This window comes from Hongsoonwoonella zoysiae (assembly GCF_013266695.1).
Lineage (GTDB): Bacteria > Pseudomonadota > Alphaproteobacteria > Rhizobiales > Stappiaceae > Hongsoonwoonella > Hongsoonwoonella zoysiae.
In genome coordinates, this window is record NZ_JABRXF010000002.1 from 1 (window position 1) to 21,433 (window position 21,433).

The window sequence follows — 21,433 nt, forward strand, 5'->3', positions numbered from 1 at the left end:
GAGGCGGGCGACGCGCTCATCGACATGATCGTGCGCACCTCGAACGGCCGCAACACCGCCGCAGAAGCCCTCGGACACCGCGAGTTCTCCATGACCAAGCTCTACAGAAGCGCCTGAGTAACGGTGTTTGCGGGCGTTCGCGCGAAGAGGCGCCCGGCAGCACCGTACCCAGCAGGGCCGGGTGAACAGAGCTTCGATCTCATGACTTCTCTTGCTCAGACAGGTTGCTTGGTCACTCGAATGCGTGCGCTGATTCCCGGTATGGGGACAGCTCTGCTTGTTGCCGCTGCCGCTAGTTTCGTAGCCGACACTTATGGCGGGCCGGTCATGCTGCTGGCGCTGCTGATCGGCATCGCGCTCAACTTCCTTTCGGAGGGGGACAAGGTCGAAGCCGGCATCCGCTTCACATCCAAATCGGTTCTTAAATTCGGCGTCGCGCTTCTGGGTCTCAGGATCGCGGCGAGCGACGTCGTGGCCCTTGGAGGAAGTACCGTAATCGTGCTTCTGATCGCCATGGCGATTACGATATTGGCTGGCATCACGATCGTAAGCCTGCAAGGTCATGGCCGGATATTCGGTATTCTGATCGGTGGGGCGACCGCGATCTGCGGCGCTTCCGCTGCTCTTGCGATCTCGTCGGTGCTGCCCGACAAGCCGGGGAAACAGCAGCAAACAATCTTTACCGTTGTGGCCGTGACTTCGCTTTCCACTATTGCGATGGTCACCTATCCCGTCTTTGCCAATCTTATCGGCTTCGACGACCGGATGACGGGCATCTTTCTCGGTGCGACCATTCATGATGTCGCCCAGGTCGTCGGCTCTGGTTATGCGGTAAGCGAGCTTGCCGGCGATACCGCGACAATTGTCAAGCTGTTCCGCGTTGCCATGTTGCTGCCAGTGGTTTTCCTGGTTTCACTGCTCTTCCGGGAACGAGGGGGAGGTGGAAGCAAGCGGCGCCTGCCAATCCCGCTTTTCGCCCTTGGTTTCGTGGCGATGGTGACGGTTAACTCGCTCGGGCTCGTGCCGGGTGTCTTGCGGGAACCGCTTGTATCCATGTCCCGCTGGTGCCTTGTCTCCGCTGTAGCGGCGATTGGCCTAACGACGTCTATCAAAGACATGCTCACAATAGGCGGAACGGCGATCTATGCCGCGATCGCCACCACTGTCGTGCTACTCATGACGGTCATGAGCCTTTTGTATTTCATCGGAGGATAATCCCGTGGCGGATGTCGTTATAACCGAATTCATGGACGAGGCGGCGGTCGGGCGGATCGGCGCACGATTTGAAACGGTCTATGATCCCGGCCTGTTTGATGATCCCGCGCGGGTGATGGGGCACTTGCTGCAAGCCCGTGCCCTCATCGTGCGTAACCGAACGCAGGTGCGGGAAAATCTGCTCTGTGCCGCACCGCGCCTTGAATGCGTCGGCAGGCTTGGCGTCGGGCTCGACAATATCGACGTCGATGCGTGCAAGGCGCGCGAAGTCTCGGTTTATCCGGCGACGGGCGCGAACGACCTTTCGGTCGCTGAATATGTCATGACCGCCGCGCTTGCGCTGCTCCGCGGCGCCTATGCTTCGGGCGGGGAGGTCGCTCGCGGTGGTTGGCCCCGTCAATCCCTCATAGGACGCGAGGTTTCAGGCAAGGTGATGGGCCTTGTCGGTTATGGTTCGATCGCGCGCGAGGTGGCCGGACGGGCAAGGGCATTCGGCATGGATGTCGTCGCCTATGACCCATTCCTGCCTGAAGGCGACATACGTTGGGAAGGTGCGAAAAGTGTAACGCTCGACGACCTCCTTCGATCGGCCGATGTCGTCAGCTTGCATGTCCCGCTCACGGACGCGACACGTCATATCATCGATGCAGCGGCAGTTGCCAGGATGAAGGCCGATGCCGTTTTGATCAATGCCGCGCGCGGCGGCGTGGTCGAGGAAGCTGCACTCGCCGATGCTTTGAAAGCCGGGCGCCTCGGCGGTGCCGCGCTCGATGTCTTTGAGGAGGAGCCGCTCACGGCGGAAGCAGGTGGAAAATTCGAAGGGCTCGACAATATCATCCTGACCCCGCATATCGCTGGTGTAACGCAGGAATCGAATGTGCGGGTATCCGACCTTATCGCCGAGACGGTCATCCGCCATCTGGGCGGAAAAGCATGACGAACGAAGTTATGAAAGTTGAGGCCGCTCTCCGACTGGTCGTGGATGCGCTCGTTGCAAGCAATACATCGGAGAAAAACGCGAAATCGGTGGCCGATGCCCTGATCGGTGCGGAACTTGCGGGCCAGGCCGGACATGGGCTTAGGCGCGTCCCAGCCTATGCAGCACAGGTGCGCGCCGGCAAGGTGAAGGGGCATGCAATCCCGGCTGCCGCCCGCGTACGGCCAGGCGTGGTGAGGGTCGATGGCGGTTATGGCTTCGCCTTTCCCGCGCTCGATCTCGCCATCAGCGAACTTTCCGAAATCGCTCCCGCACAAGGTATCGCGATTGCGGGTGTTTACCGCTCGCACCACGCGGGTGTTGCGGGCATCACCGTAGAGAGATTGGCCCAACGCGGGCTTGTGGCCCTCATGTTTGCCAACGCACCGGCCGCCATGGCCCCATGGGGCGGGGAGAGGGCGCTCTTCGGCACGGACCCGATCGCATTCGCCGCGCCGACAGAAAATGGCGATCCGGTCGTGGTCGATGTTTCGCTTTCCAAGGTCGCGCGTGGCAAACTGATGGCGGCAAAGCAGAAAAACGAGGAAATACCGGAAGGCTGGGCGCTTGATCCGGAAGGTAACCCGACCACCGATCCCGCCGCCGGAATGGCGGGAACGATGATCCCGCTCGGTGATGCCAAGGGCACGGCGCTGGCGCTGATGGTGGAACTCATGTGTGCGGGGCTTACCGGTGCGAACTACGCCTACGAGCAGACGTCCTTTTTCGATGACAAGGGCGATCCGCCGGGAACCGGGCAAACGCTGATCGCCATCGACCCGGCCGCATTCGGTTCCGGCGCGCTTGGGCGCTTCGCCGAGATGGCAGGCTTGATCGCGGGGCAGGAAGGTGCGCGCGTTCCAGGAAGCCGCAGGCGGGAAGTCGCCGCGCGAGTTCGCGAAAACGGGATTGAAGTCGACGCGTCCCTTTTTCAGGAAATTCGTTCCCTGATCGCCTGAACCCGCAGGAGCGTTCATGACACGTGAATTATTCGGTGAAACCGCATCGGGCGAAACGGTCGAGCGCGTCACCCTGAAAGGTGGAGGGCTGTCAGCGAAGGTTATTACCTGGGGCGCAGTCGTCCAGGATTTGCGGCTTGAAGGGCATGATGCTCCCCTTGTGCTTGGCTTCGATCGTTTCGAGGATTATCCGGCCCATTCTCCATATTTCGGCGCGATCGCAGGGCGCTATGCGAACCGCATCCGCGACGGGCGGTTTTTCATCGACGGGATAAAGTGGCAGACCGATACGAATTTCCTCGGCAAGCATCTCCTTCATGGCGGGGCAGAAGGGATCGGAAAGCGCGTTTGGTCCATCGCCGCTCTTGGCGACGATTTCGTGACCTTGACCCTGTGCGACCCTGACGGAGCAATGGGCTTTCCCGGCAACCTCGACATTACCTGTACCTACCGCTTGGCCGATGCGGGCCGTCTGGTCGTTGAATTGGATGCTCAAACGGATGCGCCGACGCTGTGCAATCTCGCCCATCACTCCTACTTCAACCTCGACGATGGAGGGGAGGGGGATTGTCTTGATCACAAGGTCATGATCGAGGCGGAAGCCTATCTCCCGGTGGACTCGGAATTAATACCGACGGGGGATGTTCTGGTTGTCGGAGGATCTCCGTTCGACTTTCGCGAGACGAGAGCTATCCGGTCCTTGGCCGAAGGTCGGACCTTTGCCTACGATCACAATTTCTGCCTTTTCGCGGATCGAGCGGGACTGCGACGGGCGGCGAAAGTGGAAGGCGCGCGTTCAGGCGTTGCAATGGAAGTCTGGACGACGGAACCGGGATTGCAATTTTACAGCGGCGAAAAGGTTGCCCGGCCAATTCCCGGGCTGGAAGGCCGTTACTATGGGGCCTATGCGGGCTTTGCCATGGAGCCGCAGGTCTGGCCCGACGCGCCGAACCACCGCCATTTCCCTCAAGCGATATTGCGCCCGGGCGAGAAGTATCGCCAGATCAGCGAATATCGTTTCGAATTGAATGTCGCAGCGAAGTCAATTCTATAGAGACCAGCAAAGGATGCCCGCCGGAATGTCCTCCGGGGCAAGCGCGCCTTTCAGGTCGATCAGGACACCACCGTCGACCAGCATTTTCAAGATTTCGGATTTGCGGTCCAGATAGGCTCGATGTGGAACTGCCAGGACCAGTGCATCGAGCTTCGAAAACCGTTCCAGGTCGTCAATTTCCAGACCGAACTCGTGCCGCGCTTCTTCGGCATTGCAATGCGGATCGTGAAGGAGTGGCGCAAGGCCGAAAGAACGCATTTCGTCGATGACGTCCGGCACCTTCGAATTGCGAAGGTCCGGAACGTCTTCCTTGAAAGCCAGGCCCAAGACACCGATCCGGGCTCCGGTCAGTGAGCGGCCGGCGGAAACCATGAGTTTTATTGTTTTGCGGGCCAAAAACCTGCCCATGCCGTCGTTGATGCGCCGCCCGGCCAGAATAACTTCTGGCTGGTAGCCGACCTGCTCGGCCTTCGCGGTCAGATAGTAAGGGTCAACGCCGATGCAGTGCCCCCCAACGAGGCCAGGAAAGAAGCGTAGAAAATTCCACTTCGTTCCGGCTGCCGCGAGCACATCGCGAGTGGGAATATCGAGACGCTCGAAAATCATGGAGAGTTCGTTCATCAGTGCGATGTTGATATCGCGCTGAGTGTTTTCGATCACCTTCGCCGCTTCGGCCACGCGAATCGAGCTTGCCTTGTGGACACCGGCATGAACGATTGCGCCATAAGCCGCCGCGACACGCTCAAGGGTCGCATCGTCCTGGCCAGAGACGACCTTGACGATCGTTTCGAGGCGATGCTCCCGATCGCCCGGATTGATCCGCTCAGGCGAGTAGCCGAGGAAGAAATCCGTTCCGCATTTCAGGCCGGAAGCCCGTTCCAGCGCGGGTCCGCAAACTTCTTCCGTGGCTCCGGGATATACGGTGCTTTCCACCACGACAATCGCCCCGTGCTTCAGATGCGGGCCGACCGTTTCGCACGCCGAGAGAAGCGGTTTGAAATCGGGTCTATGGGCATCGTCAACCGGTGTAGGCACGGTGAGGATGAACATGCTTGCGCCGGAAAGGCTCTGTGGATCGCTCGACAACCGAAGACTGGTTTCGAGCAGCTCTTCCCTTGAGATTTCACCTGTTTGATCGTGGGCGGCTTTGAGCTCTTCGACCCTTGATTGCGAAATGTCGAAACCAACCGCATGTTCGGCTACCTTCGCGAATGCTATGGCCACAGGCAAGCCGACGTAGCCCAACCCGATGATCGCGATCCGTTCCGATAGCGGAGACGTTCCGATGCTCATACTCGATACTCCTTAGCAGACCGCTTCGCGGTGGGAATCGACCGGAGGAACATAGGGCAAACCCATTTCTTCAATCAGGATACGGTTGACGACGTGCACATCATAGCAGTCCACGGCACGTTGCCTCGCGCGCACGCCCATTTCCGAAATCAATGACGGCGTCGTAATAAACTTCTCCATCGCACCGGCAAGTGCGATGGAATCCGAGACAGGCACGATGAAGCCCGTTTCGCCATCCGCCACGGTATCCACACATCCTGGAGCGTCGGTGGTGACCACTGCACGGCCGGTCGACATCGCCTCGAGTACGGTACGGGGTATACCTTCGCGATAGGACGGAAGGACAAGCACGGAGCAGCCGCGCAAATAGGGGCGCACGTCTTTCGCTTCGCCCAGATACTCTATCGCCCCGCTCGCCGTCCATTCTTCGACTTCTTCCTTGGAGATCGCTGCCGGGTTTGGGTCGAAGGGGCCGAGCAGTTGCAGCTTCGATTCCGGGTATTTAGCATGCAGTATCCTTGCAGCTTCGACGTATTCCCTAATACCCTTGTCCTTCAGCAATCGCGCAATCAGAAGAAAGACCGGTGGTCCGTCGGGAGGGGCGCTCTCGTTGAAATGGCGGGTATCGATTCCCGAACCGGGCACGAGCATCGAGTTCTCGCTGGTTACTATATCGAGGCTTCGAAATATTTCAGAATCCGTTTTATTGTAAATAAAAACGCGATCGGCATTCTTCAAAGCCGATCTATAAAGAAGTATGCTTATTTTTCGTAGCAATTTCTTTTTAAAATTCGGGTTGCCTCCCGTAAAAACGTAGCCAAGGCCCGTAATGAGCGCATAACGCTTCGGTATGTTGGCCATTCGTGCGGCGATACCCGCATAGATGACCGGTTTCATCGTATAGGGCAGGACAATATCGGGGCGGATGCTCTTGAATTCGGTATTTATCGACCGAAGGGTCTTGATATCCGCAAACAGCCCGGTTCCTGCGCGTTCCATGGAAATGCGGCGGAAACGAACGCCGGACTCTTCCAACTTGGCAATGCTCTCAGGATCGTCATCCGGTGCAAGCGCGTAAACTTCGCAGCCGCTTCGAACGAGGCTGCGCAGCAACTCCAGCCGAAAATTCACAAGGGAAAAGGTGAGGCTTGCGATCATGGCCACGCGGACCCGCTTCGGAGAAGCTTCGGTATTTGCAGCCATCATTCGGGTCTCCACTTCCATTACGCTACTCGACAGAGAAGAACCAACTCAACTTAATCGATATTGATCAATTTTCCTTTTCATTTCATTCGCTAGTCTTGCGCACCGAATGCGGATTGCAGTTTTGGGGTTGTCGAGACGAGCCTGCGGATTTTCGCAAAACTCACGCAACGACCTCCGCGATAGCTTCAATCATCTCGAAATTCCAATCCTGGTTGATCCCGGAAAATGCAACGAATGAACAGAAAATGGAAAAAGTCGTTCTTGCACATCTGGATAGGCAAGTCGATCGGCTTGCCAAGGATTGGTACGGCGGCACTTCATCAATCAATAATAGAGGGAATGGAAACGCATATGAAAGGAGATATTTTGGTTAAAACATCTTTTATTATCGAATATCTGCTAATCGAAGGATAAAAAGCTGAAACATAATTCAAAATCCAAGGGCGATTGTGTTATTCAATCGTAAGGAGAGCTTGAATTGCGTGAATCTCTCTTTAGGAGAACGCGTTCGCTGGCCAGAGTAAAGCAGTACAGGGTCTGAGGTTGGTCCTCCGATGATCATGCATATAATTACGAATTTTGGCGATATCGGTGGCGCGGAGACGATGCTTACACGCCTCCTGCGAGCTTCTCCCGAAAAGGCGTTCGTAGTATCGTTGAAAGACGTTTCAGAACGAAATCAAAAGCTTGCCGGTGACCACGTTAAGTGTGTGGCGCTGGGCATGAACTCATGGACACGCTATGCAGGTGCTGGCGTTCGTCTAGCGCGGTTGATCGGGCGAGAAAAGCCGGAAGTCATTGTCTGTTGGATGTATCACGCCATGGTGGCGGGTATAATTGCCGGGCGCCTTGCAAGAACCGAAGCGCTTATATACTGGAATGTCAGGCAATCGCTTGACGATGTGAATGTGCTTTCGCGCAGTTCAAGGATCGCCGCCAAGATCTCAAGTGTGCTTTCTCGCTTACCGGACGGAATAATTTACAACTCACAAAGAGCAATGGAACTGCATCGCCGTTTCGGGTTTGAAAATAATAATATTGAAGTAATTCCCAATGGGTTTCCGCCCGTTGATTCCGTGAGAGATTATACCCGAAGACCAAGAATCTACGGTATTGCCGGACGCTTTCATCCTCAAAAAGACCACGCACTGTTTTTCAAGGCTGCTGCTCAGTTAGCCGCGCAGGAGGACGACGTTCGCTTTATCGCGGTAGGCAGGGGGCTGAATTGGGAAAATGAAACCGTGAGGACTATGATTTCAGATGCGGGCCTCGAGGAAAATGCGATCGAACTTCGCGGCGAGACGGAAGACATGGAATCGTTTTATCGAAGTATTGATGTGCTGGTGTTATCTTCCAGGACCGAAGGCTTTCCGAATGTTATCGCGGAAGCGATGGGGCATGGTATCCCGGTTGTTGCGACGGATGTGGGAGAGGCTGCGGTGATCGTCGGAGATACCGGCAGAATCGTTCCGGCGGGAGATGCGTTCGCATTGTGTAACGCAATGAAGATGATGTATCACGTGCCTGCAAGAGAATTTTCAGAACTTTCCAAAGCGGCGAGACAGCGCATTGACGACAACTATTCTTTGGTGAAGATCTGCAAGCGTTATCGTAGATTTTTAAAATGTACATAAAAATACGATAGATTTTTAATTATATATGTTATTGGAATATTATTCTGCATAATTGAGGTTATGGTAATGTAAATTTTATTTTTGATTGCATTAGATCGCATGCAGTACTTGAAAGTATGATCAGGTTCTCTCTTATTTGTCGGGTGTTACATGCCTTTGGCGAACCATGGTGAATTTGACAATGACAGCGCTATCATGACAATCATTGCGAGTGTTTATGATATAGCCGCGCTGAGGAGATGTGGTGGCGGAGACACGTGCGATCTATTTGGTTATGGGGGTGTGTGGTGTCGGCAAGTCGACTGTTGCGGTGAGGCTTGCCCAGCATTTCAATGGCAGTTTCGTCGAGGCCGATCGGTTTCATCCACCGGAAAACGTCGAGGCGATGTCGGCTGGGATTCCCCTGAACGATGATATGCGGTGGTATTGGCTGGAAAGCCTCTGCGAGCATGTTCGCGCGGAAAGTGGCGGAGGGAGCGCCTCGGTATTTGTCGCCTGCTCGGCGTTAAAGAAGAAATATCGTGATTTCATGCGTAAGCGGCTCGGGCCACTCTTCATTATTCATCTCGACGGGGATCGCGAATTGATCTTGAGGCGTCTTGAGGCACGGAAAGATCATTTCATGCCGCCTGCGCTGCTCGACAGTCAATTAGGTGACCTAGAACGACCATCTGCGAATGAAGCGCCCGGCGCGTGCTTTGACGTTTCTCAGAGCGTCGACCGGATCATCGCCGATATATCGGCCATGATCGAGAAAGAAGCTCGGCGAAGGGGAAAGCAGTTCTTGCCGGCACCTTCTATTTAATCAAAAGGATTTCGAAAGTGCCGAATGTGTAAAAAACCATGGAACGTGTTGCGTTAATAAGGGAGATGCTTTGTGAAATCGATCAAGGTGGAAAGCCTTACTAATGCGGGATTTGCGCCGTTTGGCGAAGTAATCGAAAAGGCGGGAGCCGAGAGTTTCAGGATCAATGATGGCCGCTGCACGCGCTATCATGATCTGGCGACCGTGGAAACGACGGGTTCCAAGGCCAGGGTGCTCGTCAACATCTTTGAAAGCGCCCCCATATCTTTTCCCTATGAGCTCAAGATGGTTGAGCGTCATCCCCTTGGCAGCCAGGCTTTCGTGCCCTTGTCCGCCCGCCCTTTCCTGGTGATCGCCTGTGAAGACGAGGATGGCGTACCTATACGACCGCGTGCGTTCCGCACGGCTCCCGGTCAGGGCATAAATTTTTTCCCAAGCACCTGGCATGGGGTGCTGACGCCACTCGAAGCGGTTTCCGATTTCGTCGTCGTCGATCGTGGCGGAGAAGGAAACAACCTTGAGGAATTCTTTTTTGATGATCCTTATCTGGTGATCGAAGAATAACGACGCGTAGCGCCAGAATGGCAAAAAGACCCGGCCGACCTGCCGGGTCTTTTACATCCGTTCCGCGTTTTACTCGGCCGGGTCTTTTTTCAGCCCTGCGTTGTGTCCGGCCATTCCTCCTGAAACCTCCTCTGTCGCCTCCTCGGAAAGATGCTCCGGCAGGATGAGGTTCAAAATTATCGCGATAAACGCCGCAGGCAGCAGCCCTGATGTCATAAGAATACGCAGGGTATCCGGCAGGTACTGCAGCGCCTTGGGCTCCAGTTGCAGACCGAGGCCAAGTGAAAGCGCCACGGCGAAGATCACCATGTTGCGGCGGTTCCAGTCAACATCGGAAAGCATGGAGATCCCGGCCGCCACCACCATGCCGAACATGACAATCACGCCACCGCCGAGGACTTCGATGGGAACGGTTGAAATGATCGCGCCAACCTTTGGGACGAGGCCGCAGAAGATCAGGAATATCGCACCGAGCGTAACAACATGCCGGCTCATGACGCCGGTCATTGCGATGAGGCCGACGTTCTGGCTGAACGAGGTGTTGGGAAGGGCGCCGAAGACACCCGCGATCGCGGACCCGAGGCCGTCGGCGTAGGTTGCGCCGGCGATTTCCTTGTCGGTCGCTTCTCGCCCGGCGCCGCCCTTGGTAATGCCTGAAACGTCTCCGACGGTCTCAATCGCTGAAACGAAAGCCATGAGGCAGAAGCCGATGATGGCCGCCAGACTGAACTCGAACCCGAAGTGAAAAGGAGTTGGTACCTGGAAAGCGGCCGCGCGCTCGACATTCGTGAAACTCACCATGCCGAGCAGATAGGCAGCCGCATATCCGGCGAGAAGACCAATCAGCACGGCGGAAACCGAAAGCATTCCGCGGGCAAAGAACTTGAGACCAAGGGTAACAAGAATAACGGTGCCGGCGACCGACCAATTGAGAAGACTGCCGTATTCAGGCTTGTCGACGGCGGGAACGCCGCCTGCCGCATATTGAATGCCTACCTTGACGAGCGCCAGACCGATCATCGTCACCACGAGGCCGGTGACGAGCGGGGGAAGGGCGAAGCGGATCTTGCCTATCACGGCGCCGAGGGACGCATGGAAGAGGCCGCCGAGCACGACGCCGCCGAAAAGCGCGGGAAGCGCTTCCACGCCCTTGCCCGCGACCAGCGGGATCATGATAGGCAGAAACGCGAAGCTCGTCCCCTGGACAATGGGAAGCCGGGCGCCGACCGGGCCGAAGCCGATGGTCTGGAAAAGAGTGGCGATGCCGGCGAAGAGCATCGACATCTGGATCATGTAGATAAGAGACGGAAAATCTGGGGAATTCGAGCCGAAGCCGAAACCTGCCGCACCTGCGATGATGATTGCTGGTGTGACATTCGATACGAACATCGCCAGCACGTGCTGGATGCCGAGCGGGATCGCCTTGACGATCGGTGGGGTGTAGTTTGGGTCTTTCAATTGCGCCGGGGTACCAATATCCGAATCTGCAAATGCCATTGCATTCTCCTCCGCGTGATGGGTTACATGCACAATCGCCCTCTGGATTTTATGTTTTGAGCGATATTTGCAGTGATTGCTCCGGCTTCCGATTGGCCGGAAATGGCGATTGCACTCCTTATGCGCGCGTTCCGCCCAGTTTGGCGTGTCGGTTGACATCCTTGTATAGAAGGTAGCGGAAGAGGCCGGGGCCGCCGGCATAGCAGGCCTGCGGACAGAAGGCGCGCAGCCACATGTAGTCGCCAGCCTCCACTTCCACCCAATCCTGATTCAGCCTGTAGACGGCCTTGCCTTCCAGCACGTAGAGCCCGTGCTCCATGACATGCGTTTCTGCGAAGGGAATGACCGCGCCCGGCTGGAATGTCACGATATTGACGTGCATGTCGTGGCGCACATCTTCCGGATCGACGAAGCGCGTTGTCGCCCATTTGCCGTCGGTATCGGGCATCGGCGTTGGCGCAACCTCCCTTTCGTTGGTAACGAAAGCTTCCGGCGCGTCGATCCCCTCGACGCGCTCATACGCTTTTCTGACCCAGTGAAAGCGAACGGGTGCATTTCCTTCGTTCCTGATGGTCCACTTGCTGGCGGGAGGGAGGAAGGCATAGCCGCCTGCCTGTAGCGAGTGAGGCTGTCCATCGATGGCGATCGACAACTCGCCTTCGACGACGAAAAGCACACCTTCTGCGCCGTGATCGAGCTCCGGCCTTTCGCTGCCGCCGCCCGGTCTCACTTCCATGATGTATTGCGAGAAAGTTTCGGCAAATCCGGACAGGGGCCGGGAGATGATCCATGCGCGCGTCTTTTTCCAGAACGGCAGGACACTGGTCACGATATCCGTCATCACACCCTTCGGGATAACGGCATAGGCCTCTGTAAAGACGGCACGATCTGTCAGCAGTTGTGTTTGACCCGGCAGTCCGCCATGTGGTGCGTAGTATGTGCGGGCGGTCATTTTTCTGTCCTCATCCCGAAAGCATGTCGTTGAGGCGAAGACGCGCGATGCGCTCCACCTGGCGGCAGGCCGTGGCGAATTCGGTGTCGCGGTCGTTCCCGATACGCGCTTCGAATGCTAGCAATATCTGTGCCTTGTCGAGCCCTTTGACCGCGATAATGAAGGGAAAGCCGAATTTGTCCGTGTACGCCTCGTTCAACACCGTGAAACGCTCACGCTCCTCATCCGTCAGGGCGTCGAGGCCGGCGCCGGCTTGCTCTTTCGTAGATTCCGCCGTCAGGCGTTTGGCAGCCGCCAGTTTGCCCGCTAGATCGGGATGAGCCCTCAAAACGCCGAGCTTTTCCTCATTGCTTGCCAAACGAAACTGTATGCAAAGTGCGGAATGAAGGCCGACGGCGGTATCATTGGCGAGCCCGAGTTCGCCGTCCCAGGCGCGTTCTGCAATCCAGGGCGAATGCTCGAAAATGCCTCCAAAGGTTCTTACGAAGTCTTCGCGCTCCATATGGGACGGCACAATGGGAGCGGCTTTTGGCGGATGATGCTTCGCCCAGTGCCCGGCGATGTCGATCCTTCTTGCAAACCAAACGCTTCCGTGAGACCTCGCGTATTCGATGAAGCGCTTGACGGATGCCATTCGCCCGGGACGTCCAGCGAGCCTGCAATGCAGACCGACCGACATAATTTTGGGGCTGCCCGCTTCGCCCTCCGCATAGAGGGTGTCGAAGCTGTCCTTCAGGTAGGCGAAGAACTGGTCGCCGGAGTTGAAGCCTTGCGCGGTCGCAAAGCGCATGTCATTCGCATCGAGTGTGTAGGGGATGATCAACTGGTCGCGCCCGGCATGGCGTCGCCAATAGGGCAGATCGTCGGCATAGGTGTCCGAAATATAGTCGAAGCCGCCTTCTTCGGTGACAAGGTCGACGGTATTGACGGAGCAACGGCCCGTGTACCACCCGCGTGGCCGCGAGCCGGTTACCGCTTCATGCAGGCGGATTGCCTCAAGTATGGTCTCGCGCTCGTCCTCGATTGCATAGTCCTTGTGCTCGATCCATTTCAGGCCGTGCGATGCAATCTCCCAATCGGCATCGAGCATCGCCTCCACCTGAGCGGGGGCACGAGCGAGGGCGGTTGCGACACCATAAACGGTGACAGGGATATCCTGTTCGCTGAAAAGCCGGTGTAGCCGCCAGAAGCCGGCGCGCGCTCCATATTCGTAGATCGATTCCATGTTCCAGTGGCGTTGGCCCGGCCACTGGGCTGCGCCGATGATCTCGGAAAGGAAGGCCTCGGACGCTTCGTCACCATGGAGAATGCAGTTCTCGCCACCTTCCTCGTAGTTCAGCACGAATTGGACAGCGATCTTGGCATCGCCAGGCCAACCGGCCTGTGGTGGCTTCGCACCATATCCATGAAGGTCACGCGGATAGCGAATGGTCACCCTACATCCCCCGATTAAAGGCCGCCTATGATATCGAATTTACCTATACCGCAGGATAATCCCTGGTAATTTCAAAATTAAATTGAAGAACCTTCAGGCAGGTTGTCGTTTTCAAACGACTCTGGATCGCAAATAAATGCGGAGACGAACCGGATGGAGGCAATGATGTCCGATAACGCCGGATATGTGACAACACATATTCTCGACACGGCGAATGGCTGTCCCGCCGCGAATGTGGTGATCACGGTATTCCGCATTAAAGGCGAGGATCGGGAAGAACTGACGAACGCCCGCACGAACTCGGATGGCAGAACCGATCAGCCCGTAATCGGCAAAGGCAACCTTCAAGCGGGTACCTATGAAATCGTCTTCCATATCGGCGACTATTTCAAAGCGCGCGGACTTGTGAGCGAAGTTCCGTTTCTTGATGTTATTCCCGTACGCTTCGGTATCGATGATGCGAGCGAGCACTATCACGTCCCGCTGCTTGCCTCGCCATTCGGATATTCGACCTATCGCGGGAGCTGATGACTTCGCGGATCAAAGCCCCAACGCGGCGTGGCAGCCGTCGACAATATGTTCAATGAAGAGCCGCGCTTTCGGGTCCTGCAGGCGCTTGTGCGGATAGACGCATGAAAACGGCAAGGGGGTGGGCGGCGTATCGGCCGCCACTTTCACGAGCTCTCCGGCTTCGACCAGCGCCGCCACCTCGAACAGCGGCTTGTTGACGATGCCGCAGCCGGCGAGCGCCCAGGACGTCAGGACATCTCCATCGTCCGATTCCAGAGAGCCTGATACGTCGTATCGCTTCAGCTTCCCGTCCACCTTGAGCATCCAGAAGAATTCCGAGGCTCCCGGATAGCGCAGCAGCAGGCATTTATGAGCCATGGTGACGAGATCGTCGCCGCTGCGGGGCATTCCATGTTCGGCGATATAGGAAGGCGATGCGCATAAAATGCGTTCGAAATCGCAGATATGGCGCACGCGGAGTTCGGAATCCGTCAGGTCGCCCGTGACGAAAGCAAGGTCCAGCCCCTCGTTGGCGACATCGATCTTTCGGTCGGAAAGCCGCAGCCGCACATTGATATCCGGATATCTTTCCTTGAATTCAGGGATCAGCGGCGTGATCAGCTTCTTGCCCAAGCCGAGCGGAGCCGCCACGAAGAGCGTGCCTTTCGGGCTTGCAGTGATTTCTGCAATCTGGCCTTCCACCTCGTCGATCGTTTCCAGGATACGCGTCGCCCCCTTATAGAAGATTTCCCCTTGCTGGGTGGGCCTCAGACTGCGCGTCGTGCGGTGGAAAAGGCGCACGCCGAGATGCTTTTCCAACTCCGATATGCGGCTGCTTGCGACAGCGGCTGATACGCGCAGATCCCGCCCTGCCGCAGACATGCTGCCCAGTTCGTAGACCCTGACGAACGTCTTCAGATTGCTGACATATGCCATGTGAGGCGGCTCATTATTCGGAAAAATTTGAAAGTGCTTGGAATTTAAACCGCTTCCTAATGCCGGGCAAATTTGCCAAGAGCATTAGTTAGGCATTTGAGGGGAAATCCATGTTTGACTTTGCAATCTGGTGGGACTGGCTCGCGTTCGCGGTGCGTTGGCTTCATGTGATCACCGGCATCGCCTGGATCGGGTCGTCGTTTTATTTCATCGCGCTCGATCTGGGCCTTCGCAAAAGCCCCGATCTGCCGCCCGGTGCGCATGGCGAGGAATGGCAGGTCCATGGTGGTGGTTTCTACCATATCCAGAAATACCTGGTCGCTCCCGAACGCCTGCCCGAGCACCTGACGTGGTTCAAATGGGAATCCTATGCCACTTGGCTTTCCGGCTTTGCGATGCTTTGCATCGTCTATTACGCCGGGGCGGAACTTTACCTTGTCGATCCCAACGTTCTCGACATTTCCGTAACCACTGGCATCTTGATTTCTCTCGCGTCCATAGGGATCGGCTGGGTGTTTTACGACCTTTTGTGCAAGTCGCCCTTGGGTAAGGATAACTCCAGGCTGATGCTGCTCCTCATGGTCGTGCTTGTCGCCATGGCCTGGGGCTATACGCAGGTGTTTTCGGGCAGGGCGGCATTGCTGCATCTCGGCGCATTCACCGCGACGATCATGTCGGCGAATGTCTTCCTGATCATCATCCCGAACCAGAAAAAGGTCGTTGCCGCGCTGAAAGCCGGTGAAACGCCGGACCCGGCCCTCGGTGCCCAGGCGAAGCAGCGTTCGACGCACAACAATTACCTTACGTTGCCTGTTCTTTTCCTGATGCTGTCGAACCACTACCCGCTCGCATTTGGCACGGAATTTAATTGGGTAATCGCCTCGCTGGTGTTCCCGATGGGCGCACTTATCCGCCACTATTTCAACTCGCGCCACGCAGGTACCGGCAATCCGGTTTGGACGTGGCCGGTGGCGGCTGTCATCTTCATCATCATAATCTGGCTGTCGACGATGCAGCGTGCGGGTTCGGATGCTGCCGATGAGGCGACGTTTACGGATCGCGCGCAGCGGTTCGCGAGCGCCGCGCATTTCGAGGAAGTGCGGGACACGGTGCTTGGGCGGTGCTCCATGTGTCACGCAAACGAACCTTACTGGGAGGGTATCCATACCGCGCCCAAGGGGGTGAAGCTGGAGACCGATGCCGAGGTCGCGAAATACGCCCGGGAGATCTACCTGCAGGCCGGGCGTAGCAATGCGATGCCGCCCGCCAATGTCAGCTTCATCACCGACGAAGAACGGGACCTGATCGTTGCCTGGTATGAAAACGCGGTGAAGGCGCAATAATCCGGGATGGCTTGCGTGCTTCTCACACGTTCGTCCAGCCGCCGTCGATCGCGATCGCCTGACCCGTGATGAAGCTGCTCTTGTCGCTCGCCAGGAACACGACAAGGTCGGCTATTTCCTCGGGCGTGCCGATACGCCCCATCGGCTGGCGTGCAATGAATGCCGCGCGGGCGGCTTCATAATCGCCCGTGGCCTTCATGCGCTCGCGAAGGGACGGGCTTTCGACTGTCGCGGGGCAAATCGCGTTGGCGCGAATTCCTTGAGTTATGAAATCCGCGGCGATGGACTTCGTCATGCCGATGACGGCAGCCTTCGTCGCGCCGTAAACGAAGCGGTTCGGAGCGGCGATGATCGATGATGCCGCCGATGACATGAAGACGATCGAGCCGCCGCCTGCGTCGAGCATCGCCGGCAGGAACGCCTTGGTGACATTATATGTCGCCTTGACGTTCAGATTGAAGCTGAAGTCGAAGTCATCCTCCTCGCAGTCGAGGATCGTGCCGTGGTGCACGAAGCCCGCGCAGTTGAAGAGGATATCGACGGCACCGATTTCGGCAGCCACTGCTTGAACCGCAGCCTTGTCCATGACATCCAGACGCCTGGCGGTGATCCTCTCGTCATTAATTTCGGCCAAGGCTGCATCGTTGATGTCGGTCGCGATAACTTCGGCGCCCTCGGCCGCGAATGCCCGCGCGGTGGCAAGCCCTATGCCAGCCCCTGCTGCGGTAACGAATGCTTTTTTTCCTTGAAGAAGCATGTTTTCTCCGATCAGTTTACATTACCGCGCCGATTTGCCAGGGCACGAATTCCACTCCGCCGAAACCGAGAGTTTCGCTCTTTGTCTTCTCGCCTGAGGCGATGCGGATGAAATGCTCGAAAATCTCCCGGCCCTTTTCCTCCACGCTCGCGTCGCCTGAAACGATGTCGCCGCAGTTGATGTCCATGTCCTCCTGCATGCGCTCGTACATTTCCGTGTTGGTTGCAAGTTTGATGCATGGCGTGGGCTTGTAACCGGAAACCGACCCGCGCCCCGTCGTGAAGGCGACGAGCGTCGCCCCGGATGCGATCTGGCCGGTTACCGAACAGGGGTCGTAGCCTGGGCTGTCCATATAGAGAAACCCGCGTTGCGTGACCGGTTCGGCGAATTTCAAGACGTCCGTCAGCGGTGCCGTGCCACCCTTGGCGACTGCGCCGAGGGATTTTTCAAGGATGGTCGTCAAGCCGCCCCGTTTGTTGCCGGGGGACGGGTTGTTGTCCATCTCGCCGCCGTTGCGGGCGGTGTAATCCTCCCACCAGCGAATGCGCTCGATCAGCTTTTCACCAACCTCCCGGCTGATGGCGCGGCGTGTCAGAAGGTGCTCGGCACCATAGATTTCCGGCGTTTCCGAAAGGATCGTCGTGCCGCCATGGCGCACGAGAAGGTCGGATGCGTGCCCCAATGCCGGGTTGGCGGTAATGCCGGAGTATCCGTCCGAACCGCCGCATTGCAGGCCGATGGTAAGGTGGCTTATGGGCGCCGGTGCCCGCGTAACCTGATTGGCGGCTTTCGCCATTTCTCGCAGGGCTTCAAGGCCTTGTTCGATCGTTTTGCGCGTGCCGCCGGACTGCTGGATGGTCATGTAGCGAAAGTTGCCGTCCTCGCGCATCCTCCTCTCGCCGATGAGATCGGGGATCTGCATGACCTCGCAGCCGAGGCCGATCAGGAGGATACCCGCGAAATTCGGATGCGCCGCGAAGCCTGACAATGTGCGAAAGAGAGTGCGATACCCCTCGTCCTTGGATGACATGCCACAGCCGGTCTGATGGGTGATCGGCACGACCCCGTCAATATTCGCGAATTCATCGCAAAGTCCGCTTCGTTCCGCGGCTTCGGCGATAAAGCGGGCGACGCTTCCCGAACAGTTCACCGACGTCAGGACGCCAAGGTAGTTGCGGGTGCCCACCTTGCCGTCCGCGCGATGGTATCCGTCGAAAAACCGTTCTTCCTCGATGACGGGAAGGGGAGTGGATTCGCTGGCATGGCCGTAATCACGGCTGTGATCGCCCATACCGAGGTTATGGGAATGGACGTGTGAGCCGGCGGGAATGTCTTCCTTGGCATAGCCGATAATCTGTCCGTACCGCAGCACTGGACTTCCCTTCGCGATATCGGTGATCGCCAGTTTGTGGCCTCTTCCGATTTCATCACGCGTGACGACGGGAATGTCGTCGAGATTGGTACCTTTAGCGAGATTCGCGAGGGCTACCGCGACGCTGTCTGACGGATTCAGACGGATCGCCTGATGTCCTGCGCTTGCCATGTCCATGGTCCTTTTGTACTTCGGGCGGCAGTAGTTGACTCAATCTTACCTAAAGCTAACATGTTAGCATGTTGCAAGGCCAAAGCGACCATATTCAAGAACAAGCGCCGGAAAGTGGACGATTTCGCTCGCTCGATGCGTTTAGCGGATCGCTGGCGGCTCGCACATATATGTCCCTTCGTGAGGCGATCCTGGATTTGAGATGCAGGCCGGGAGAGCTGCTGCGCAAGGCGGAAATCTGTGAAACACTCGGCATATCGAGATCGCCTGCCGCAGAAGCGATCACTCGTCTCGCAGCGGAAGGTCTTGTGGATGTCATCCCGCAAGCCGGAACCTTCGTCGCCCGGTTTTCAATGGACGAAATACGTGAAGGCGCTTTTTTGCGGGAAGCGATAGAACTTGCCGCAATTGAGGCACTCGCGCCTGTCGTCGCCGATGAGCAATTGGTCCAACTGCGCAGGAACATCCGCGTTCAGGAAGTCCTGATCGAAGATGGGGACTACGCCGGTTTCTACAAGCTGGACCGCGAATTTCACGAGATGGTTCTTTCGTTCACGGGTTACCGGAAGTTGGGTCAGGTCGCTGAAAGCGCATGGGTGCATGTAAATCGCGCGCGGCGTCTCGTCTTGCCGGTACCCGGACGGGTTGCCGCCACGCTCGACGAACATCGGGCGATTTTGACGGCTTTGGAGAAACGGGACCCGGAACTCGCCCGCAAGGAAATGCGCGGCCATCTACGGCAACTCATGACTTTCCTTGCCCCGCTGGAAAAGGAACACCCCGATCTTTTCGAACCGAAAAAGTCAAACGTCTAAACGGTAAAATTCGGCGGCGGTCTCTCCAAATACTCTCTGCCTTTCTTTGTTCGAGAGGTGAGACGTCAGGTCTTCTGCGATTTTCCTCCAATCGGAATATTCCGCCCGCAGCCGGCAAACCGGCCAGTCCGATCCCCACATCACGCGCTCAGCACCGAATGCGGATAGCACATGCTCCGCATAGGGCTTCAGATCTTCCAGCATCCAGTTTTGCGAGGCTTCGGTGACCAACCCGGACAGCTTGCAGCAGGCTTTCGTCTCATTTGCTAGCTGTGACATTCCGTTCGCCCAATGCTGGAAACTCTCGGGTGAATGATTGCGAATTTCCGGCTTCATACAGTGATCGATAACGGTTCGCATTTCCGGATAGCGCTTCAGGATGGTCAGAAAGTTTTCCAGATGGATCGGAAATCCGAGCGCGTCGAACGTCAGGTCCAGCTCGTTCAAGGCTTCGAAGCCCCATTGCACATCCGCGCGCAACATCCAGTCCTTATCCGGAATGTCCTGGATCATGGGACGGACCCCGCGAAACTTCGGATGCCGGGCAAGTCGCTCCAGTTGTCTGCGGTCTTCCGGGCGCTCGAAATCCACCCAACCGACGACGCCTGCGACATGCGCCGTCGCATCGGCAATGCCGAGCAAATATTCGGTCTCTTCGATCGAGGGGGCGGCCTGGACGAGCACCGTCGCCTCGATCTCGTGCCTTGCCAGTCCCGGCGAGAGATCGGCAGGCATATAGATGCGGGTGAGAACCTTATCGTCCTTGGGCATCCAGCCGTAATCGCCCCGAGCCGGGTTCCAGTAATGCTGATGAGCGTCCACCTGAGTCAAGTCGTTCTCCTCAAGGGGTTGGGGCGTCCTGCCTCAGCAGGCCTTCGCTTTTCAGATCGGCCCAAAGGGCTGGTGGAATATCCGCCTTGCTCGCTGAAAGATTGGAGCGCATTTCCTCAACACCCTGACCGCCGGGAATAATGGAAACGACCGCAGGATGGTGCAGCGGAAATTGGAAGGCCGCATCCAGCATGCGCACGCCGTGGCGCTCGCACACCGCTTCTATCTTGCCGACACGATCCAGAATTTCTGGCGGGGCGGGGTCGTAGTTGTAGAAAGCTCCTTGGCGCGGCCCGGTCGCCAGGATGCCGGAGTTGTACGGCCCGCCGATCACGATGCCGATGCCACGCTCCGCGCAAAGCGGAAGGAAACTGTCGAGAGCTTCCTGTTCCAGAAGGGTATAGCGGCCGGCAAGCAGGAACAGGTCGAAGTCGCCGCGCTCTGCCATCCATTGGCAGGATTGCCATTCGTTCACGCCGGCGCCGAAGGCACGGATAACGCCATGGTCCCTGAGCGAGAGCATCGCCTTGTAGCCGCCGGCAATCAGTTCGTTTAGCTTTTCGTCGAGCGCGCTTTGCGTTCCGTGGTTGAAGACATCAAGATCGTGGGCGTAGAGAATATCGACACGGTCGACGCCAAGGCGTTCCAGGGAAAATTCAAGTGAACGCATCACTCCGTCATAGGTGTAGTCGTAGATTTCCTTCCGGTTTGGCACATCGAACCACTTGCCGATGCCGTCGCGCGTTTCCGCAGTCGCCGGGCTCAAAAGCCGGCCGACCTTTGTGGATAGAACGTATTCATCGCGTGGCTTTCCGCGGAGAAAACGGTTCAATCGTGTTTCGGAAAGGCCGAGGCCGTAAAGGGGCGCGGTGTCGAAGTAGCGCACGCCAGATTCCCACGCCAATGCAAGTATGGCGTCGGCTTCCTCATCCGTAATCGACCGATATAGGTTGCCGAGTGGTGCGCTGCCGAACCCCAGTTCGGTGAATGTCAGGCCGCCATTGCCGATCCTGTCCCAGTGGCGTGTCGCGATGCTCATAAATCTCTCCCTGTTTTCTAACATGTTAGTATGATTATTATTGGGAACCAATGGGTTCAGCATCGGGTT

General features: G+C 57.1%; 21 protein-coding genes. 11 read left to right on the plus strand and 10 right to left on the minus strand.

Annotated elements, in window-relative coordinates; all coding sequences use genetic code 11:
* From HPQ64_RS11290 to HPQ64_RS11310, 5 genes are all read left to right on the plus strand, one after another.
* The coding region (locus HPQ64_RS11290) for a UxaA family hydrolase (protein ID WP_172888617.1) at window positions 1–117 on the plus strand (117 nt) is incomplete at its 5' end.
* A gap of 123 nt (window positions 118–240) precedes the next feature.
* Window positions 241–1,215: a YeiH family protein gene (locus HPQ64_RS11295; protein ID WP_172888618.1), complete on the plus strand. Its 975-nt coding sequence runs from the start codon at window positions 241–243 to the stop codon at window positions 1,213–1,215.
* Between the two features lie 4 nt (window positions 1,216–1,219).
* Entirely contained in the window at window positions 1,220–2,152 is a 933-nt protein-coding gene (locus HPQ64_RS11300) for an NAD(P)-dependent oxidoreductase (protein WP_172888619.1), read from the plus strand.
* Window positions 2,149–3,150, plus strand: coding sequence for an Ldh family oxidoreductase (locus HPQ64_RS11305; RefSeq protein WP_172888620.1), 1,002 nt, complete (start codon window positions 2,149–2,151; stop codon window positions 3,148–3,150). The genes HPQ64_RS11300 and HPQ64_RS11305 overlap by 4 nt, the downstream gene beginning before the upstream one ends.
* Window positions 3,151–3,166: 16 nt before the next feature.
* Entirely contained in the window at window positions 3,167–4,204 is a 1,038-nt protein-coding gene (locus HPQ64_RS11310; RefSeq protein ID WP_172888621.1) for an aldose epimerase family protein, read from the plus strand.
* On the opposite strand, the gene HPQ64_RS11315 is transcribed toward HPQ64_RS11310, so the two are convergent.
* The gene (locus HPQ64_RS11315) at window positions 4,199–5,497 is read right to left on the minus strand and encodes a nucleotide sugar dehydrogenase (RefSeq protein ID WP_172888622.1); all 1,299 of its coding nucleotides are present in this window, start codon (window positions 5,495–5,497) and stop codon (window positions 4,199–4,201) included. The genes HPQ64_RS11310 and HPQ64_RS11315 overlap by 6 nt on opposite strands.
* 12 nt (window positions 5,498–5,509) lie before the next feature.
* Complete coding sequence (locus HPQ64_RS11320; protein WP_246270685.1) at window positions 5,510–6,721, minus strand: glycosyltransferase family 4 protein; 1,212 nt, start codon at window positions 6,719–6,721, stop codon at window positions 5,510–5,512.
* A 536-nt stretch (window positions 6,722–7,257) separates the two neighbouring features.
* Here HPQ64_RS11320 and HPQ64_RS11325 point away from each other — a divergent pair.
* The 3 genes from HPQ64_RS11325 to HPQ64_RS11335 all read left to right on the plus strand — a co-directional run bounded on the left by HPQ64_RS11325 (window position 7,258) and on the right by HPQ64_RS11335 (window position 9,706).
* Window positions 7,258–8,337: a glycosyltransferase gene (locus tag HPQ64_RS11325; RefSeq protein ID WP_172888623.1), complete on the plus strand. Its 1,080-nt coding sequence runs from the start codon at window positions 7,258–7,260 to the stop codon at window positions 8,335–8,337.
* A gap of 244 nt (window positions 8,338–8,581) precedes the next feature.
* Window positions 8,582–9,142 carry a gluconokinase gene (locus tag HPQ64_RS11330; RefSeq protein WP_210260252.1) on the plus strand — a complete coding sequence of 187 codons (561 nt, stop codon included), beginning with the start codon at window positions 8,582–8,584 and terminating at the stop codon, window positions 9,140–9,142.
* A gap of 72 nt (window positions 9,143–9,214) precedes the next feature.
* A complete protein-coding gene (locus HPQ64_RS11335; RefSeq protein ID WP_172888624.1) occupies window positions 9,215–9,706 on the plus strand; it encodes an ureidoglycolate lyase in 492 nt (163 codons plus the stop codon).
* A gap of 69 nt (window positions 9,707–9,775) precedes the next feature.
* Here HPQ64_RS11335 and HPQ64_RS11340 read toward each other — a convergent pair whose 3' ends face one another.
* The 3 genes from HPQ64_RS11340 to puuE form a co-directional block, all read right to left on the minus strand.
* A complete protein-coding gene (locus tag HPQ64_RS11340; protein ID WP_172888625.1) occupies window positions 9,776–11,203 on the minus strand; it encodes a uracil-xanthine permease family protein in 1,428 nt (475 codons plus the stop codon).
* A gap of 118 nt (window positions 11,204–11,321) precedes the next feature.
* Window positions 11,322–12,155, minus strand: a complete 834-nt coding sequence (locus HPQ64_RS11345; RefSeq protein ID WP_172888626.1) for a bifunctional allantoicase/(S)-ureidoglycine aminohydrolase — start codon at window positions 12,153–12,155, stop codon at window positions 11,322–11,324.
* A 10-nt stretch (window positions 12,156–12,165) separates the two neighbouring features.
* Complete coding sequence (gene puuE / locus HPQ64_RS11350) at window positions 12,166–13,584, minus strand: allantoinase PuuE (RefSeq protein WP_172889561.1); 1,419 nt, start codon at window positions 13,582–13,584, stop codon at window positions 12,166–12,168.
* Window positions 13,585–13,755: 171 nt separating this feature from the next.
* On the opposite strand from puuE, the gene uraH reads away from it, so the two are divergent.
* Complete coding sequence (uraH, locus tag HPQ64_RS11355) at window positions 13,756–14,118, plus strand: hydroxyisourate hydrolase (RefSeq protein ID WP_172888627.1); 363 nt, start codon at window positions 13,756–13,758, stop codon at window positions 14,116–14,118.
* 12 nt (window positions 14,119–14,130) lie between these two features.
* Here the strand turns inward: uraH and HPQ64_RS11360 are convergent, their stop codons facing one another.
* Complete coding sequence (locus HPQ64_RS11360) at window positions 14,131–15,036, minus strand: LysR family transcriptional regulator (RefSeq protein ID WP_172888628.1); 906 nt, start codon at window positions 15,034–15,036, stop codon at window positions 14,131–14,133.
* Window positions 15,037–15,146: 110 nt separating this feature from the next.
* Between HPQ64_RS11360 and HPQ64_RS11365 the strand changes: the two genes are divergently transcribed.
* Window positions 15,147–16,379, plus strand: coding sequence for a urate hydroxylase PuuD (locus HPQ64_RS11365; RefSeq protein ID WP_172888629.1), 1,233 nt, complete (start codon window positions 15,147–15,149; stop codon window positions 16,377–16,379).
* A 22-nt stretch (window positions 16,380–16,401) separates the two neighbouring features.
* Here HPQ64_RS11365 and HPQ64_RS11370 read toward each other — a convergent pair whose 3' ends face one another.
* Both HPQ64_RS11370 and HPQ64_RS11375 read right to left on the minus strand, forming a co-directional pair.
* Window positions 16,402–17,136, minus strand: coding sequence for an SDR family oxidoreductase (locus HPQ64_RS11370; protein WP_172888630.1), 735 nt, complete (start codon window positions 17,134–17,136; stop codon window positions 16,402–16,404).
* A gap of 16 nt (window positions 17,137–17,152) precedes the next feature.
* On the minus strand, window positions 17,153–18,685 hold the full coding sequence (locus HPQ64_RS11375; RefSeq protein WP_425483818.1) for a UxaA family hydrolase: 1,533 nt from the start codon (window positions 18,683–18,685) through the stop codon (window positions 17,153–17,155).
* 62 nt (window positions 18,686–18,747) lie between these two features.
* Between HPQ64_RS11375 and HPQ64_RS11380 the strand changes: the two genes are divergently transcribed.
* Window positions 18,748–19,494: a GntR family transcriptional regulator gene (locus HPQ64_RS11380; protein WP_172888632.1), complete on the plus strand. Its 747-nt coding sequence runs from the start codon at window positions 18,748–18,750 to the stop codon at window positions 19,492–19,494.
* On the opposite strand, the gene HPQ64_RS11385 is transcribed toward HPQ64_RS11380, so the two are convergent.
* A complete protein-coding gene (locus HPQ64_RS11385) occupies window positions 19,483–20,316 on the minus strand; it encodes an amidohydrolase family protein (protein WP_343036032.1) in 834 nt (277 codons plus the stop codon). The genes HPQ64_RS11380 and HPQ64_RS11385 overlap by 12 nt on opposite strands.
* 19 nt (window positions 20,317–20,335) lie before the next feature.
* Entirely contained in the window at window positions 20,336–21,358 is a 1,023-nt protein-coding gene (locus tag HPQ64_RS11390; RefSeq protein WP_343036033.1) for an aldo/keto reductase, read from the minus strand.
* Between the last annotated feature and the right edge of the window lie 75 nt (window positions 21,359–21,433).